This window comes from Pseudoalteromonas fenneropenaei, from assembly GCF_042643375.1.
GTDB classification, from domain to species: Bacteria; Pseudomonadota; Gammaproteobacteria; order Enterobacterales; family Alteromonadaceae; genus Pseudoalteromonas; species Pseudoalteromonas fenneropenaei.
Map to the genome: position 1 here is coordinate 13,873 of NZ_JBHRSD010000033.1, position 15,276 is coordinate 29,148.

Genomic DNA, 15,276 nt, shown 5'->3' on the forward strand with positions numbered 1-15,276 from the left:
CTTTGCACGTTTTTGCTAAGCTCAGTCTAAACCCCAACCTAGTGGAGTTATCATGGATAAGGTTTATATCTCGCAGTTGCATGTCGAGACAATAATAGGAGTGTACGACTTTGAAAAAGAAAGTAAACAAAGCTTGTACTTCGATATTGTCATGGCGACTGATATTTCATCGGCAGCTGCCACTGATGACATTAGCCTTGCAGTTGATTATGCCAAAGTCAGTGCCAGAGTCGATGCTTTTTGTCAGCAAAATCAGGTTGAATTGTTGGAGACTTTAGTCGAAGGCTTAGCGCAGATGATTCTTCAAGAATTTGCGGTGCCGCAAGTGACTATCAAAGTCAGCAAACCCGCAGCTGTGCCTAAAGCGCAAACCGTCGGGGTTGAGATCACCCGCGCTAGAGTGCGCTAGCATGGCAGACATCTACATCAGTATTGGCAGCAATGTGGAGCGCGAAAAACACTTTCGTGCAGGACTTGCTTCGCTTATTGCGTATTTTCCAAAGTATCGACATTCATCGGTGTTTGAAAGCGAAGCCGTGGGGTTTAAGGGGCGCAATTTTTACAACTCGGTGTTTTACGCTAACACCGAGCTCAGTTTGGCTGAGACTTGCGCACTACTGAAAGAGCTGGAAAAGCAACATGGCCGAAAAGCCAGTGACAAAAAGTTCAGCCCCCGTACTTTAGATTTAGATCTGCTACTTTATGATACGGTGATCTGTGATACACCTGCACAGTTGCCTCGTGGCGAAATTTGCACCAATGCTTTTGTGTTACAACCCCTTGCGGAGCTGGCGCCGCACTTACCTCATCCATGCCAAGGCAAAACTATGGCAGAGCTGTGGCAAGCTTACGACAAATCCCAACAAAAACTATGGAAAGTGGAGTTTTCCTTACTATGAGTCTGATTGAAATTATCGTTTTGGCTTTATTACAGGGTTTTACTGAATTTTTACCTATCTCTAGCTCAGCCCATTTACTGTTACCGTCACAAGTGTTTGGTTGGCAAGATCAAGGTCTCGCTTTTGATGTGGCAGTCCATGTTGGGACTTTGCTGGCTGTCGTGATTTATTTTCGTAAGGAAGTGGCTGAGATCTTAGCCGCTTGGTTTAAATCATTTGGCCAGCAAGGACAAACTGAAGACAGCAAATTAGGCTGGTGGATTATTATTGCAACTATACCAACCGCTATTTTTGGCTTGTTATTTAAAGATTTTATTGAAATATATCTGCGTAGCGCGTGGGTGATAGCCACGACCACAATCGTGTTTGGCTTATTGCTGTGGTACGCCGATGCCAAAGCACAGCAGATAAAGACGATTTATCAGCTGAATTGGAAAAGCGCATTGATCTTAGGGCTAGCGCAAGCGACCGCGATGATCCCTGGTACCTCGCGCTCTGGGATCACCATCACTGCCGGCTTGATGCTGGGACTCAATAAAGAAAGCGCTGCGCGTTTTTCGTTTTTGATGGCGATTCCCGTGATAAGCATGATGGGACTGTATTACAGCTTAGATTTAGCCTTGAGTGGTGAGCCTGTGGCGTGGGGCACTTTGCTGCTTGGTGCGGCACTATCATTCATCAGTGCTTATGCTTGTATTTTCTTCTTTTTGAAAATTATTTCGCGAATGGGGATGATGCCATTTGTGATCTATCGCTTGTTACTCGGCGCGGCGCTGTTTGCTTACTTGGCTTGGTAAGTGATTACCTGATAAGAAAAAACCCGCAGCGAATGCGGGTTTTTTGTTTGTCTAAGCGAATACCAAAGCTGTGTGCTTAGCTGGAAAAACAAGCTTGGATTGCTTGTAGTCGCGCTGTTTTTACCGCATCACGAATGGCTGGGCCTGTTAGTCCATTGGCAATAAAAGGCGCGGCATTGACTGTTAACCCCGCGCTGTGTGCAGCGCGAATATCGGTGAGCAAATAACTGTCGTTGGTTATTGCGATATTGATGATCTCTAAAAGTAGCAGCACCCGCTCAGGACGGCGCCACATATCAAACTGCTCAAACACTTGTGCTACCGCTTCAGCTGAACAATTAGCTTGTATTGCCAGCCACTGCTGCATAAGTTGCAGCGCAAGGACTTGTTGGTTAGAAAGTTTGAGCTTTTTACTCAAAAGCTCACAGCCACTTTGGCTGATAAAGCCTGCCAGTTGGGCAAATTGTGCGGTGCTTGATAACTCGGCTTGATGCGCATAACTAAAGCGTGCCGACAGCTCAGTGCAGAGCGTAAAGTTCCAACACGTTGCTAATTCAGGCGACAGCAGCGTGAGCGCATTAACTTCAGCAAGCACATCCAGAAAATGTGCAAAATGCCCATCGCTGAGGGCTTTTTCACACTCTAACCAAACCCGCTCTGGCGTTAAGGTATCGAGCTCGCCATTGGCGACCATGGTTTTCATCAGCGTTAAGGTTTCAGCTGCAATCGTGAAGCCATATTCAATATACCGCGCTTTGAAGCGTGCCACCCGCAACACGCGTAGCGGATCTTCCTGAAAAGCGTCGCTTACATGGCGTAATACTTTGGCTGCTAAATCTTGTTGCCCGCCATAAGGGTCAATAAGTTGACCATGGTCATCCATTGCGATGGCATTGACGGTTAAATCGCGGCGCATTAAATCCTCTTCAAGAGTTATGGAAGGGGCAAAATCGCAAATAAAGCCAGTGTAGCCTTGTCCATGTTTCCGCTCAGTACGGGCAAGGGCATATTCTTCTTTACTTTGTGGGTGTAAAAATACCGGGAAATCTTTTCCGACCTGTTGGAAGCCAGCGGCCAACATCTGCTCTGGCGTGCTGCCAACGACCACATAATCACGCTCTTTAATGGCACGGCCCAAGAGTTTATCGCGAACTGCACCACCCACCAGATATACTTGCATTAATTTGCCTTAGTAATGAACTTACTGAATTGGCTTAATTGTAACGGAAAAAATCACCCTGTAGCGGACTTCGCGCTATAACTTCGCGACATTTTTTGCCATCATAGGGAAAACCATAACAACAAAAGAGACAGGTTGTGTATTTAGGCTACTTTGGCTTATCGGAAAAGCCGTTTTCTATTGCCCCCAATCCGGAGTATTTGTTTTTAAGTGAACGCCACAAAGAGGCGCTTGCGAATCTGCAATATGGTCTAGGTGACGCCGGTGGTTTTGTGCTGCTGACCGGTGAGGTGGGGACGGGGAAAACCACGATTACCCGCACGTTACTGGCATCACTGCCTGAGAATACGCAAGTGGCGTTTATTTTGAACCCAACCTTGTCCGCACAAGAGCTGCTCGCGACGATTTGTGATGAACTCAAGCAAAGCTACCCCGAACAGGCCTCTCTCAAACAGCTCACCGATGTGATCAAGCAAAAGTTGCTGAATAACCATCAGGCGGGCGGTCACACTATGTTGATCATTGACGAAGCGCAGCATCTAGCGCCTGAGGTGTTAGAGCAACTAAGGTTGTTGACCAATTTAGAAACTGACCACAAAAAGTTATTACAGATAGTGTTGGTCGGCCAACCTGAACTGCAACAATTATTGCAGCGCACTGAGCTGCGTCAATTAGCACAGCGCATTACCGCGCGTTATCACTTATTACCACTGAGTGAGCAACAAGTGTTTGCCTATATTCAGCATCGCTTGCAGGTCGCAGGATGTGAGCGTGGACTCTTTGCTGCGGATGCAATTCGTTTGATGTATCAATTGACGGGCGGTGTACCAAGGTTACTAAACCTGCTTGCTGACCGCTGTTTGCTAGGGGCGTTTTCGCTCCAGCATACTGTGGTAGATAAATCCATAGTGCAGCAAGCGGCGCAAGAAGCGCTGCCAATGACTCATGCTTTGCCAGTCGCTCAATCTAAGCAGGTAACTTGGTGGCAACCTGTACTTGCACTGAGTGGTTTGTTTGGCGTTGGTTTTGCACTTTCGTATCTGGTTTAGGAGACACTAATGAGTTTTGTTGCTGAAGCAAATCAAAGAGGTGCACAGTCAGCCCAAGATACGGCGGCGCGCTTACAACAGGCCGAGTTACAACAGCAAGTGCTGCGTTACCAAACGGGCCTACGCCGATTAGGATGGGGCAGTGCTGCACTTATCTGTATTGCTGCTGGGTTTATGGCTGGGAAAAGTTGGCAGCGTTACCAAGCGGTATCACAACCAAATGCAACAATCGCATTGCAAGCAAACGAGGCAGCAAGCAAGCCTGATGTGAGTAAAGAGAATGCGTTTGAGGAAAAGCGTGCAGCTGCGGAAAATAGTGCGGCAGAGCAGAACGAAGTATCTGCTGCGACTAATCCACCCGCGAAAGTGAACACGGCTGCTGTAAACCAGGCCAATCAGGCTAAGCATTATCAGTGGTTGTCTATTCAGGTTGGAGTCGACAGTTTAGGTCAGCCAATTTATCAACAGCAATTGGTGCCAATTACTGTGGATGGGCAAATCCAATTACCAGCTAAAACCACCAACAATGTCAACTTAGGGGCGAATAACGATATCGCCAGCTTACAACAGCAAGGTTATCGCGTGGTGGGAAAACCACTAGAACAACCCGCAACGGATGATAGTACTAAGATTGAGGCGCCAACAAGTGCGGCCAAAGCGTTGCAAGACGCATTTGCGGAAGCGGTGGCTGCAACGGAGAACAAACCGGCTAGCGCGATTACCCAAAGCACTATGTCGGCAGTGCGCGTTACACCGGTAAATAAGCTGCCGCGTGATGTTCAGGCCAGTTTACCGAGCTTTAAATATCTGGCACACATTTATGCCACTGAACCGAGCAAACGTTGGATTAAGCTTAACGGCAGGGAGCTCTATGAAGGGGACAGTATCGGCGCCTTGCAAGTGATTGAAATTACCCCTGAGCTGACGGTGTTTTACTTTGATGGTATTGAGTTTTCCATGCAAGCGATGGAAGATTGGCCGCCAGAATAAAGAACTTAAAGGGGCTGAAGTGCCCCTTAATTTTTATTCTTGACGCTAAACCACCTACTTCAGCGACTGGTTTGCTCTAGCGCGATTTTATGTCGCGCCAAATCTATAAATGCTCATTAAGGCAACATTGATTGGCGGAAGAAACGGATCAAGTCGATGTTAAATTCCTCAGGTTTAATCGCTGCTTCCAGCTCGTCATCGACCTTTTTTGACGCCAGATCAATATCCTGGACTTGTACATGGTGCATATGTTTTGCATGGTAGAAGACTTTTACGATTGGCTTGAGCGGTGCATTGCTATTACTTTGCGCCACCACACCAACCCGTCCGCTTTTCAGCTTCACTAAGGTGCCAACTGGGTACAACCCAATGCATTGAATAAATTGGCTTAATAGTGACTCATCAAAATGATGAGGACAGCCTTCGCGCAAAATCTTAAAGGCTTTAATCGGAGTCATACCCGTTTTATAGACTCGTTCTGCGGTCAGCGCATCATAGACATCAACTATGCTCGCCATCCGTACATATTGGCTGATGGCATCGCCTGTAAGTTGAAACGGATAGCCACTACCATCTAGACGCTCGTGATGGTATGCCGCAATGTCTATCGCGATTTCTGGCAGCCCTGATTGTTCCAAAATCGCTTTGCTGAATTTGGCATGCTGTTGCATCACTTGAAACTCAGGCTCAGTAAGCTTGCCTGCTTTGTGCAACACTTTGTCAGGAATTTGGATCTTACCTATATCGTGGAGTAACGCCCCCGTTGCGAGCACCTCAATCACATCGCGCTCAAGCTCTAAGTGTTTGGCGAAAATACTGATTAATATCGACACATTGAGCGAATGCTCAAGTAAATAGGCGTCTTTTTCACGGATCCGCGCGATGCAAGCGAGTGCATCCTGATTGCGAAAAATCGAATCAATAATACCAGATGCTGCGGCTTGAAAGGCGCTCACATCTATATTGCGGCCAGCTTTGATGTCATCGAAAGCTTTTTGCTGCAGCTGCTTGGCTTCTTGATATAGCTCAATGGCAACCGACATCTCACCTTCAATTGAGGTACTTTTATGGCTTGGTGAGCGCTTCGTTGTAGCCGTGCTTGTCGCCACAGTGGCAGGGGCCGTAGGCTTTGGCGCATTATCGCGCCATGCGTTAGTTGGCTCTGCCGCCAAGGTTTTGCTCGGATCGATTTCAATTTCAACGATTCCCGCCGCCGCCAGCGCCGCAATGGATTTTGCCGTTTTTACCCAACCCTGATTTTTGACTTTCACTTGGCCTTTTTGTGACACGACCCGCATCACAAACATGCCTGGCTCTAACTCTTTGATATTTATTACTTTCAAGATTGTACCGCAAATGTCGGAAGGGTCATTTAAGCGTAGCAAAAGTTAGCTGAAAGCAAAATAAAAAACGCGCTAGATAATTTGGGCAGCTTATTTGTTTTTGTTGGTGCAATTACCTGACGTAAGTACAGCAAACATCTCGCTCGAATCGTCGAGTCAGTTGTGCTGGCTCATTGTTCGTTAAGTTAAACTTAGCTAAGCTGATTGGGGATTGAACAACCTCAAGCCAATACTTTTTGATACTGTATTGAGCAGGGACCGAGCGCCTATAAGGAATGAATCATGAAAATGTTCAAGTACCATTTACTCGTGTTGGCATCAATTCTAGCACTTATGGTTTGCAGCTACCCAAGTTGGCTGTTAACACCTTTATTGTGGATTTTTATCGCCGTTAGTATCGTAGCGCTTGCTTATGTCACTAATCAACCCAGCATTTTTAGAAAGCGTGCAACGGGAAAAGTACCGCTTTTGATTAAACTTATTTTGCTGCCTTACCTTGGTGCAGTGTGGTGCTATAACTGGCTGATCAGAATCCAAAAAGCGCACGTAAATTGCACTCAGCTAAGCGATCAACTATTTGTTGCAAGCCGACTGTTGCCTACAGATGTAGCGATGTTACAAGCTGAGGGGATTGTGGCTATTTTAGATGTGACAGCGGAGTATGATGGCTTTAACTGGCAGACAGAAGACGCTGGATTTTACTATTTAAGTATTCCTATCTTAGATCACCACTCACCATCGAAACAACAAATTGCACAGGCGTTGTCGTGGATTGCTGTACATCATGCCGAGGGACGTAAAGTAGTCGTACACTGTGCACTTGGGCGTGGTCGTTCGGTGTTGGTGTGCGCCGCATTTTTACTTGCCACTCAGCAAGTGGCATCAGCTACCGACGCAATGGCACAGATCCGTGCCAAGCGTCAACGTGCTCGCCTTAATCGGCGCCAATTAGCTAGGCTTGAACATTGGCATCAACACGGTGAATTAGAGCATAAAGAGCTGGCGGTATTGGTGGTGAACCCTGTGGCAGGCGGGGGCAAATGGCTGCAATATGAAAACGATATTCTGGGCTATTTAACGCAGCGTTATCAGCTGGCAATATACCAAACTGAAGCTGATAAAAGTATTCAGTGCTGTGCATTACAAGCGTTGCAAGCGAGTGAGCCTGCGCTTGTTGTCGCAGGTGGTGGCGATGGTACTTTAGCCGCCGTGGCTGATGTTGTGATGGGTCATCAAGCTAAGTTTGGAATTTTACCTTTAGGGACCGCTAACTCCTTAGCACATGCTTTTCATGGCAGTGTATCTAAAATTGATCCAATTCTGTTTGCTTGTCGTACTTTAGTATCTGGTCAGTCACAATGGATTGACACGGTAAGTTGTAATGGCAAGTCGATGCTATTAATGGCCGCGGTTGGCATTGCAGAACAAATGCTATCGCAGGCCAATCGTGAACGTAAAAATGAGCATGGGCAAGTCGCCTATATGCAGAGTTTTATGGACGCGGTATTGGACAATCACCAAGTTGAACTGACTGTTATCGCGGATGATAAGCCAGCACAAACGCTATGCTGTGCAAGCTGTGTGGTCGCAAATGCCGCGCCTTGGTCAACTATTTTGGCACAAGGCGGCGAAAGCACACCTGATTGGCAAGATGGCAAGATGGATGTGACGGTGATACACCACCAAACTCAGGTGTCTGAATATTGGTCGGTTGCTCAAACTTTGATGAGCAACCAAGACTGCACGGCACTGGATTCGTTTCAATGTCAGCGGTTGCGCTTACTATTTAGTCAGCCGATACGCTATGCATTGGATGGTGAAGTGTTTGAGAGTGAGCAACTTGAGTTCCAAATAAAACCGCAAAGTTTGCTGGTGATGATGCCAAATTAATACTTGTGGGCACTAAGGAGAGGGTGTGAAAACAGTTCTACTGGTTGATGATGATGCGCAATTTAATCAAATTGCCGCACGTATACTGGAACATTTAGGGTGTTTTTGTGACACCGCCAATAATCTCAATGAAGCGCAGCATATGCTGAGCTTACAGTCCTATGAGCACATTTTTTTAGATTTCATGCTGCCGGATGGCAGCGGACTGCACTTGGTCGATTGGCTGCGTAAGCGCCAAGATCATACCAAGGTGACCTTAATATCAGGTCATCCGGCGGTAAAGTCTGCGCTTGCCCAGCTTTGCGATAAAGGGGTCAGTCATTTATTAAAACCTTTGGTTGCGGAAGACTTCCAAACTGTATTGCAAGCTAAGAAAAAAATTGGCGCAGCTGAAAATACACACCACTTTGGTTGTTTAATCGGTGAGTCAGAGGCCATGCAAACACTGTATGAATTGATTGAGCGTGTCGCGAAGACCGATGCGAATGTCATGCTATTGGGTGAAAGCGGGGTTGGCAAAGAAATGGTCGCCAAAGCGATACACAATGCCAGTCAAGTTAAGGGCGACTTTGTTGGTGTGAACTGCGGTGCTATCGCCAAAGAATTGATCGGCAGTGAATTATTCGGTCATGAAAAAGGGGCATTTACTGGTGCAGTCGCACAAAAACTGGGAGTCTTTGAACAAGCGTGTAATGGCACTTTATTTTTAGATGAAGTTACCGAAATGCCCATTGAGTTACAACCTAACTTACTGCGGGTTCTTGAAACCCAAACTTTAACTAGGGTTGGTGGCACTCAGAGTATTAAAACGGCGTGTCGGATCATTTCAGCCAGCAACCGCAGTATCGAGCAAATAGCCAAGGACAACGTACTACGGGAAGATATTTACTTCCGCCTTGCGGTATTTCCTATTCATATTCCGCCGTTACGCACGCGGCGTGAAGATATTCCATTACTTAGCCAATTCTTTTTGACTCAATTTAATCAACAAAATAACACCAACTATCAAGTGAGTGATTTAGATTTTAAGCGCTTGCTTGAGTATGACTGGCCCGGTAACGTGCGAGAGTTAAAACACAGTATACACCGCGCCTATATTATGGCCGATAGGGACAAAGGACTGCTGGATTTTAGCGATGCTTTGCATTCACCTTTTTCACAGTTTGCCAACCACACGACGCCATCACCGACTGAGTTACCAAGCACGACTCCTAGTTCGCAAAATATTTCATTAGGTCAGGAAGTAACCCCCGGCAAAACCATTGAGGAAGTGGAAAAAGCGCTGATCTTTGAAACGTTGAAATCTGTGCAAGGGAATAAAACCTCAGCGGCACGGTTGTTAGGGATAAGCACCAAAACCTTATATAACCGCTTAAGCAGCTATCAAATCGAAGAATAACTTAAGGTTGTGTTATGACAAAGACTAAACATCACGATGAGGTTTGCCACGATATTCGAAAATCTCTTAATCAAATTTCGATGAACGCTGAATTGCTGCGCATCGTCAGTGAAGGCCAGCCCGCGCAAGCCGAATTGGCCGCGATTGCTGAGGCAGTATTAGCCAGCAGTTTAACGTGTAGTGAATTATTGAAACAACTAAAGGGATAAACATGCTTAGGAATGCAAAACGTTGGCTTAAAGCGGCAACGCGAGTGCTAAGTGTGTGGCTAACTATGCTGGTGTGTGTTGGCTTACTAATAGCCAATGTGATCATTGGCATGAGCAACACCGAAAAGCTCAACGAGTATCAATTACGTATTGAGAACACCAGCGAGCTTATTTTGGCGCTGGATAATTTACACATTGCAGTCTTGAATGCACAGTCCAATTTGCGGGCTTATCTGTTGTCGCAAGACGAAGCCTATTTGCAGCCTTTTGAGCACAGTATTAGCCAGCTCAATGAAAGTATTGCGCGAGTGACGGCGGAAAAATCGGAAAGTGCTAGCCAGCAAGCGCGGATCAGAGCGTATCTCGCTACAGTCGTGGAACAAATTGCGCAATTACAAAGTAGTTTACGCAAACTACAACAAGGGGCGCGTAATAAAATACAGCTTTTGGCAAGCTCTGATGAAACGGCACTGCAACTGAGCGCGCAATACCGAGTTTTGTTAGCAGAGGAAATGAAGATCCGTGAAGTACAGCGGCAGTTTCTCAATAACGTGCGTAATCAAGCACAGCAAAATATTCTCTGGTTTGCGATTTTGAGCGCGCTCTTGCTATCCATGTCTTTATTGTTGGTGGTCAAAAATCTTCGTGATGCCCGTCGTGCGGAAGCTCGCCTGAGTCAAGCTAATCAGGAGTTAGAATCTAAAGTTGCAGCGCGTACTGCCACTTTGCAGCAATTGGCGGATGAACTGAACAAAAGTAATCGCGAGCTTGAGGACTTTGCTTTTGTTGCTTCTCATGATTTGCAAGAGCCGCTACGTAAAATCCAAGCATTTGGTGATAGGCTAAAAAACACCTATCACAGCGTGCTTGATGCTAAAGCACAAGACTATTTGGCTAGAATGAATAGCGCAGCAGCCCGCATGTCTTTGCTTATTAATGACTTGCTTGCACTTTCTCGGGTGGCCACTAAGCAAAAGCCGTTTCAGCAAGTCGCGCTCAATGACATTGTCGACGGTGCACTGGATGACTTAGAAGTCGCGATAAGTGAAGCGGGTGCAACGGTTACCGTTGGTGCTTTACCCCAGCTAGATTGTGATGCCAGCCAAATCCGCCAGTTGTGCTTTAACTTGCTGGCAAACGCCATAAAATTTCGCCGTAGCGATGTGTTGCCTAACATTGTGGTGAGCGAAGTTGCAAACCCCGTCAGCGAGCTGGTCAGCATAGAGTTTAAAGACAATGGCATTGGGTTTGAGGCGCATTACCAAGACAAAATCTTTTCGCCATTTCAACGTTTACATGACAGAAATGAATATCCAGGAACTGGCATTGGTTTAGCTTTGTGCCGACGCATAGTGGAACGTCACGGTGGTAGTATTACTGCCGACTCGGCATTAGGTCAAGGTGCCACTTTTATCGTCACATTGCCGCGCCAAGCACAACCGATTTTAACTCAAGAGATCTCTAACTATGAATAGAAAAGCCATGCCAATCAAAATATTAATGGCGGATGATGATGAAGACGATCAACTGCTTACGCGTGATGCGTTGCATGAAAGTCGCGTGCTTAATGCCATTGAATTTGTTAAAGATGGTGAGCAATTATTGCAGTATCTACGTAACGAACCGCCGTTTGAGGATGTGCAGCGTTTTGTGCGTCCAGATTTAATTCTACTTGATTTAAATATGCCGAAAATGGATGGCAGACAAGCTTTACAGGCGATTAAATGCGACCCACAGCTACGTTCTATCCCAGTCGTAATTCTAACGACGTCTTTACAAGAGGAGGACAAATTGCGCGGGTATGACTTAGGCGCAGCCTCCTATATTAGTAAACCGGTCGATTTCCAAGGCTTAGTAACATTGATGCGTGAGCTCGGTAAATACTGGATTGAGATAGTCGAGTTGCCACGTTAAAGACGCTCATGGCGTTATCAAGGAGCGGTATCCAATGTCAGCAACACAACAAAACTTACTGGGGCGACAAGCAGTCAAGCTACTGCTGGTGGAAGATGATGAGGACGATTTTATCCTCACCGAAGCGCGTTTAGCCGAGATAGACGATTTTGTGGTAGAGCTATGTTGGCTGCGCAATCTTGATGATGCTAAAACCGCGTTACTTCACGGTGGCTTTGACTTGTGTTTGCTCGATTACCGTTTGGGGCATCAAAGTGGCCTGACGTTGCTCGATTTTGCGAAACAGCAACAACTCAGCACCCCTATTATTATGCTCACTGGTCAAGTCGATGCTGAACTTGACGACGCGGCTTTAAAAGCAGGGGCAGAGGACTTTGTCGCCAAGTATGAGCTTGGTAGCGCGCGTTTTGTGCGCGCAATTCGTTATGCTCTGGCGCGCACCGAACTTAAAAAGGAGCGCCTTGAGCGTTTAAAAGCCGAAGCCGAAAACCGCGCGAAAGATCAGTTTCTCGCTCATTTGAGCCATGAACTACGCACCCCGCTGACTTCTATTCTTGGTTACACTGAGCTGTTGTTACAAAACGTCAATCAAGCTGAGCATCGTTCTGAGCTTGGGATTATTTATAATAATGGCGAGCACTTGTTGAAGCTCTTGGACGATGTGTTGGATCTGTCTAAGTTACATGCCCACACCTTACAGCTAGACGTACAACCTATGTCTGTCTGTGCGCTACAAAATAGCTTGTATGATATTTTCTCCCTCTCCGCGCAAAGTAAACAAATAGGATTTGTTATCCAAAGTAATGTTACTGAGCGTGATTGGGTGTGCTGCGACCAAACACGTTTGAAGCAGGTGTTGATCAACCTAATTTACAATGCCATTAAATTTACTTTCCAAGGGCAGGTGACGGTAAAGGTGTGTAAAGCGCAGCAGCGCCTCCATTTTGAAGTGGCTGACAGTGGTATTGGTATTCCAGCCGACGATCTCGCGCGGGTTTTTGCACCGTTTACCCAAGTCCAAGATACCACGACCAAAGTACAGCAAGGCGCTGGACTTGGCCTTGCCATCAGCGCGGATCTCGTTGCTTTAATGGGCGGGAAATTGGTTGCTGAGTCTGAGCTTGGGGTCGGCAGTTGCTTTAGTTTTAGTATCGATGCACCTCAGTGTGCTGAGCCTCAGCCTCAGCCTCAAGTCGAAGGCTCCTTAGCACAGACGCAATGGCGACCACCGCTCGGCACGATGGCATTGGTAGTGGAAGATAATCCCGATATTCAGACACTGTTACAGACTCACCTCACTCACTTTGGTTATCAAGTTGCAGTGGTTGCAAGTGGCGAACAGGCATTAACTCGGCTGGCACAAACCCCAACATCCTTTGCGGTGGTATTACTTGATTTGCATTTGCCAAACATGTCCGGTCGTGAGGTGCTTGCGGCTATTCGCGCCAAGGACGCAACTTTACCAGTTATTGCCGTGACTGCTGCCGCTCAAGCAGGTACTAAAGAGGAGTTAATGGCACTTGGCTGTCATGCTCTTGTCAGTAAGCCGATTGCACCTTTAGTATTGCAAGCGACGCTGACCGAAGTGCTGCAAGGCGCTAAACCGCCAACACCACAACCAAAGGCACGACAAAGACGTGATGTTATGGTGGTGGAGGATGATAAAGACAGTCGTGAGCTGATGTTGAAGCTCCTACATTCTTTTGGAGTCCAAGCTACAGGTGTCGGAAGCGCTTTGGAATGCGAGCAATTATTGCCGCAACGTCATTGGCACTGCGTAATGCTAGATATTGGCTTGCCAGATAAAAATGGTTTAGTGCTAGCAGAAGGGATCCGCGCGCAGTACCCAGAGTGCTCCATCATTATTATTAGTGGTTATGAACCAGACCCTAACGTATTGATGAAACTAAAAATATCTCAAGTGCTCTTGAAGCCCGTGACTTTGACTGGGTTGAAAAGTGTATTTGACTAACCTCAGGTTTGTATAAGAAATAGTGCAAAATTTAATAAAACAATAACTTAGCAATCTTTTATGTTTCTAGCTCGATATTTTTGTCTGAACTCAAGGCATTTTGGAGCTGGAATAGCGAGCTATTTCGCTTCAAAATAACGCAGAAGTCAGTAAAAATAGCACCTAGAAACGCATTACTTATGCGAAGCTGAGGTTAACTAGCTGCGTTGCGAGGCCATATTTTGCTGAAAACGACGCAGTAAGATAAACCACTTCAAGAGTTTGCGTTTCGGCATTTGCTTGCCAACTAACAGCACCGCACAGCCAGCTAACAAACCGGATGGTGTTTTCAGCACCTCAGTCAATTGCTGTAATAATGCTTTACTGCAATGGGTGCTGTAATAGTACTGCAGTAACAGCTGAACTTTTGCCAGACGCGAGCGGCGATGGCAGCGAGTAAATATCCAGTTTGCTAAAGTTGTCATGATTGATATCCAAGTAGGCAGGGCAAATTGCTTGCCCTAAAGTTCAATATCACTACGCAGTAATGAACGAGTTGCGGCGCTAAACAGCGAAAGTGCCGTTACTATCAGGTAATACATCAAGATGATGTTCCCCACCATAAGTAACCCCGCAGTGACTAGCCAATGTATGCCAAAAGAGACCATGACATAGCCAAGTAGGGCATGTAAGCCAAACCATATGACAACTGCGACTGTTACCGCAAAACCAAGTAAACAACAGGCAACGAGCATGGCACGTAAATTGGCACGCCAGTTACTTGAGATAAATGCCAAGCCCTTAGTGAATAAGGTTTGATAGGCTGATGTCGTATCGTTCAGCGCTTGACCAAGAGTAGCCGCAGAGTGCGGCTGCTCTTGCTGAGCTGTTGAATGTGGATTTGAACCATTCATAGTGAGTTATCTCTTGCTAAGCAGTAACGTTGCCACGATACCTACAGAAAAGGCGATACCGGCTGTTTTGAGCGGATTTTCGCTGGCATACTTTTTCACTCCTGACCCCTGCCAAGCGTGTTTAATTGCATTGAGCTGCTCATCAAGCGCCACTTTCGAATGCTCACTTTTGTCGCGCAGCAAAGTTTCTGCTTTTGCACCGGAATGATGTAACGCATCGACAGAGCCATGCAGTGACTCGGCGATACTGTCTGAAATTGGGTGATGTGCTGCAATACCATTGGTTTTATCAGCTGGGTTAGCTTTACTTGTAGCCATAATATTTTCCTTACTAATAAGTGAATTCTCCCTATTGCAGTTGCAAGAACTTAACCGTTTTTTTGTTATTTAAATACAATGGCTTATGTTTTTCATGTACCACTCGGCAGGCAACTTTTTCGTACCTAAGGTAAAACTTACCGAGTAAAAATGCGTGGTTGCGCAGTACTCTGTGGCAAAAGGCGGGCAACAACAGGGCATACTAGAGTCGGAGTCGTGGTTTCGAACAGGAATAACAGTGGTGATGATGAGCTGCGCTTTAACCTATGAGTGGTGGACAAGCGAATTTATATAGGGCAAGAGGTTGTGGATAAATTAACAACAAAAAAGTGCGCAAAAGCGCACTTCAGACTGTTGAAAAAGGGCTAGACACAGATCTAGCCCTTTGATCTAATAAGCACAGTGAGTATCGAGAGTTCACCA

Annotated in this window: 16 protein-coding genes; 11 read left to right on the forward strand and 5 right to left on the reverse strand. The window is 46.3% G+C overall.

Going from position 1 to position 15,276, the window contains the following annotated elements:
- Positions 1 to 52 precede the first annotated feature (52 nt).
- Genes folB through ACFOEE_RS16825 form a run of 3 tightly spaced genes read left to right on the forward strand, consistent with a single transcriptional unit; the run spans position 53 to position 1,696 of the window.
- Positions 53 to 409, forward strand: a complete 357-nt coding sequence (folB, locus tag ACFOEE_RS16815) for a dihydroneopterin aldolase (RefSeq protein WP_377126954.1) — start codon at positions 53 to 55, stop codon at positions 407 to 409.
- A gap of 1 nt (position 410) precedes the next feature.
- The gene (folK, locus tag ACFOEE_RS16820; protein ID WP_377126957.1) at positions 411 to 899 is read left to right on the forward strand and encodes a 2-amino-4-hydroxy-6-hydroxymethyldihydropteridine diphosphokinase; all 489 of its coding nucleotides are present in this window, start codon (positions 411 to 413) and stop codon (positions 897 to 899) included.
- Positions 896 to 1,696 (forward strand): undecaprenyl-diphosphate phosphatase, encoded by an 801-nt coding sequence (locus tag ACFOEE_RS16825; protein WP_377126960.1) that lies wholly within the window; start codon positions 896 to 898, stop codon positions 1,694 to 1,696. Before folK ends, ACFOEE_RS16825 begins: the two co-directional genes overlap by 4 nt.
- 76 nt (positions 1,697 to 1,772) lie before the next feature.
- On the opposite strand, the gene ACFOEE_RS16830 is transcribed toward ACFOEE_RS16825, so the two are convergent.
- On the reverse strand, positions 1,773 to 2,876 hold the full coding sequence (locus ACFOEE_RS16830; RefSeq protein WP_377126963.1) for a tRNA nucleotidyltransferase: 1,104 nt from the start codon (positions 2,874 to 2,876) through the stop codon (positions 1,773 to 1,775).
- A gap of 137 nt (positions 2,877 to 3,013) precedes the next feature.
- Here ACFOEE_RS16830 and ACFOEE_RS16835 point away from each other — a divergent pair, with 137 nt between their 5' ends.
- Positions 3,014 to 3,925 (forward strand): ExeA family protein, encoded by a 912-nt coding sequence (locus ACFOEE_RS16835; protein ID WP_377126966.1) that lies wholly within the window; start codon positions 3,014 to 3,016, stop codon positions 3,923 to 3,925.
- A 9-nt stretch (positions 3,926 to 3,934) separates the two neighbouring features.
- On the forward strand, positions 3,935 to 4,915 hold the full coding sequence (locus tag ACFOEE_RS16840) for a general secretion pathway protein GspB (RefSeq protein WP_377126968.1): 981 nt from the start codon (positions 3,935 to 3,937) through the stop codon (positions 4,913 to 4,915).
- A 116-nt stretch (positions 4,916 to 5,031) separates the two neighbouring features.
- Here the strand turns inward: ACFOEE_RS16840 and ACFOEE_RS16845 are convergent, their stop codons facing one another.
- Positions 5,032 to 6,258: an HD-GYP domain-containing protein gene (locus ACFOEE_RS16845; RefSeq protein ID WP_377126971.1), complete on the reverse strand. Its 1,227-nt coding sequence runs from the start codon at positions 6,256 to 6,258 to the stop codon at positions 5,032 to 5,034.
- 282 nt (positions 6,259 to 6,540) lie between these two features.
- On the opposite strand from ACFOEE_RS16845, the gene ACFOEE_RS16850 reads away from it, so the two are divergent.
- Genes ACFOEE_RS16850 through ACFOEE_RS16875 form a run of 6 tightly spaced genes read left to right on the forward strand, consistent with a single transcriptional unit; the run spans position 6,541 to position 13,642 of the window.
- Complete coding sequence (locus ACFOEE_RS16850; RefSeq protein WP_377126974.1) at positions 6,541 to 8,148, forward strand: diacylglycerol kinase family protein; 1,608 nt, start codon at positions 6,541 to 6,543, stop codon at positions 8,146 to 8,148.
- A 25-nt stretch (positions 8,149 to 8,173) separates the two neighbouring features.
- The gene (locus tag ACFOEE_RS16855; protein WP_377126976.1) at positions 8,174 to 9,547 is read left to right on the forward strand and encodes a sigma-54-dependent transcriptional regulator; all 1,374 of its coding nucleotides are present in this window, start codon (positions 8,174 to 8,176) and stop codon (positions 9,545 to 9,547) included.
- Positions 9,548 to 9,561: 14 nt separating this feature from the next.
- On the forward strand, positions 9,562 to 9,756 hold the full coding sequence (locus ACFOEE_RS16860; RefSeq protein WP_377126978.1) for a histidine kinase: 195 nt from the start codon (positions 9,562 to 9,564) through the stop codon (positions 9,754 to 9,756).
- Between the two features lie 2 nt (positions 9,757 to 9,758).
- A complete protein-coding gene (locus ACFOEE_RS16865; RefSeq protein ID WP_377126981.1) occupies positions 9,759 to 11,231 on the forward strand; it encodes a sensor histidine kinase in 1,473 nt (490 codons plus the stop codon).
- Positions 11,224 to 11,670, forward strand: coding sequence for a response regulator (locus ACFOEE_RS16870; protein ID WP_377126984.1), 447 nt, complete (start codon positions 11,224 to 11,226; stop codon positions 11,668 to 11,670). The genes ACFOEE_RS16865 and ACFOEE_RS16870 overlap by 8 nt, the downstream gene beginning before the upstream one ends.
- Before the next feature lie 34 nt (positions 11,671 to 11,704).
- Positions 11,705 to 13,642 carry a response regulator gene (locus tag ACFOEE_RS16875; RefSeq protein WP_377126987.1) on the forward strand — a complete coding sequence of 646 codons (1,938 nt, stop codon included), beginning with the start codon at positions 11,705 to 11,707 and terminating at the stop codon, positions 13,640 to 13,642.
- A gap of 197 nt (positions 13,643 to 13,839) precedes the next feature.
- Here ACFOEE_RS16875 and ACFOEE_RS16880 read toward each other — a convergent pair whose 3' ends face one another.
- Genes ACFOEE_RS16880 through ACFOEE_RS16890 form a run of 3 tightly spaced genes read right to left on the reverse strand, consistent with a single transcriptional unit; the run spans position 13,840 to position 14,853 of the window.
- Complete coding sequence (locus ACFOEE_RS16880; protein ID WP_377126990.1) at positions 13,840 to 14,106, reverse strand: hypothetical protein; 267 nt, start codon at positions 14,104 to 14,106, stop codon at positions 13,840 to 13,842.
- Between the two features lie 36 nt (positions 14,107 to 14,142).
- Positions 14,143 to 14,535, reverse strand: a complete 393-nt coding sequence (locus ACFOEE_RS16885; protein ID WP_377126993.1) for a hypothetical protein — start codon at positions 14,533 to 14,535, stop codon at positions 14,143 to 14,145.
- A 6-nt stretch (positions 14,536 to 14,541) separates the two neighbouring features.
- Positions 14,542 to 14,853, reverse strand: a complete 312-nt coding sequence (locus ACFOEE_RS16890; RefSeq protein ID WP_377126996.1) for a glycine zipper domain-containing protein — start codon at positions 14,851 to 14,853, stop codon at positions 14,542 to 14,544.
- Positions 14,854 to 15,276 lie beyond the last annotated feature (423 nt).

What these genes read in the sequence shown, in the direction of transcription:
- folB (WP_377126954.1), top strand. Translation starts at nt 53, where the DNA reads ATGGATAAGGTTTATATCTCGCAGTTGCATGTCGAGACAATAATAGGA.
- folK (WP_377126957.1), top strand. Translation starts at nt 411, where the DNA reads ATGGCAGACATCTACATCAGTATTGGCAGCAATGTGGAGCGCGAAAAA.
- ACFOEE_RS16825 (WP_377126960.1), top strand. Translation starts at nt 896, where the DNA reads ATGAGTCTGATTGAAATTATCGTTTTGGCTTTATTACAGGGTTTTACT.
- ACFOEE_RS16830 (WP_377126963.1), bottom strand. Translation starts at nt 2,876, where the DNA reads ATGCAAGTATATCTGGTGGGTGGTGCAGTTCGCGATAAACTCTTGGGC.
- ACFOEE_RS16840 (WP_377126968.1), top strand. Translation starts at nt 3,935, where the DNA reads ATGAGTTTTGTTGCTGAAGCAAATCAAAGAGGTGCACAGTCAGCCCAA.
- ACFOEE_RS16850 (WP_377126974.1), top strand. Translation starts at nt 6,541, where the DNA reads ATGAAAATGTTCAAGTACCATTTACTCGTGTTGGCATCAATTCTAGCA.
- ACFOEE_RS16860 (WP_377126978.1), top strand. Translation starts at nt 9,562, where the DNA reads ATGACAAAGACTAAACATCACGATGAGGTTTGCCACGATATTCGAAAA.
- ACFOEE_RS16865 (WP_377126981.1), top strand. Translation starts at nt 9,759, where the DNA reads ATGCTTAGGAATGCAAAACGTTGGCTTAAAGCGGCAACGCGAGTGCTA.
- ACFOEE_RS16870 (WP_377126984.1), top strand. Translation starts at nt 11,224, where the DNA reads ATGAATAGAAAAGCCATGCCAATCAAAATATTAATGGCGGATGATGAT.
- ACFOEE_RS16875 (WP_377126987.1), top strand. Translation starts at nt 11,705, where the DNA reads ATGTCAGCAACACAACAAAACTTACTGGGGCGACAAGCAGTCAAGCTA.
- ACFOEE_RS16880 (WP_377126990.1), bottom strand. Translation starts at nt 14,106, where the DNA reads ATGACAACTTTAGCAAACTGGATATTTACTCGCTGCCATCGCCGCTCG.
- ACFOEE_RS16885 (WP_377126993.1), bottom strand. Translation starts at nt 14,535, where the DNA reads ATGAATGGTTCAAATCCACATTCAACAGCTCAGCAAGAGCAGCCGCAC.
- ACFOEE_RS16890 (WP_377126996.1), bottom strand. Translation starts at nt 14,853, where the DNA reads ATGGCTACAAGTAAAGCTAACCCAGCTGATAAAACCAATGGTATTGCA.